The organism is Vibrio sp. 704 (assembly GCF_033339295.1).
In genome coordinates, this window is sequence record NZ_JAWOUH010000341.1 from 1 (window position 1) to 775 (window position 775).

General features: G+C 47.0%; 1 protein-coding gene. It reads right to left on the reverse strand.

Annotation, left to right across the window (positions count from 1 at the left end):
* Nucleotides 1-775 (reverse strand): tRNA 2-thiouridine(34) synthase MnmA (mnmA, locus tag R7R24_RS26335; protein ID WP_318120067.1); only part of this gene is annotated, 775 nt, incomplete at both ends.

Consider the following 775-nt stretch of genomic DNA (forward strand, 5'->3'; position numbering starts at 1 on the left):
CAAGGAATATCTTGTTGACGGTAACGAGTTTTCACTGTGCACTTCATAACATCGCGAATTGGTTCACGATCTACCCAGTGAAGTTGTGATGCAAGTAGACCTTCTGATTTTAGCATCGGGTGGTCTTTACCTTGAACGGCGATAAGCACGTTGCGGTCGAGATCTTTCTCACCTACGAACCATGGGTCTTCGTTACCGCCGCCGCCTTTACGACCACCGATATGAAGGCCTTTACGTTGGCCTAGTGTGTGGTACATCAAGCCTTGGTGCTGACCGATAACTTCGCCTTCTGGCGTTTCGATGTTGCCTGGCTGAGCAGGAAGGTAACGGCCTAGGAACTCAGTAAATTTACGTTCACCGATGAAACAGATGCCTGTTGAATCTTTCTTCTTCGCTGTGATTAGACCTTGTTCTTCCGCGATACGGCGAACTTCTGGTTTTTCCAAATCACCCACAGGGAATAGGCTACGAGCAACTTGTTCGTGGCTTAGTGTGTACAAGAAGTAGCTTTGGTCTTTGTTGCTATCTAGGCCACGCAGCATTTGTGGCTTTTCGCCGTTTTCAGGGAAAGAACGACGCACATAATGACCCATGGCAATGTAGTCTGCCTCAAGCACTTCATCAGCGAATTCAAGGAATGCTTTGAACTTGATTTCTTTGTTACAAAGGATGTCTGGGTTTGGAGTACGACCGGCTTTGTATTCTGCAAGGAAGTATTCGAATACGTTATCCCAGTATTCTGCTGCAAAGTTGATGGTGTGAAGGTGGATGCCTA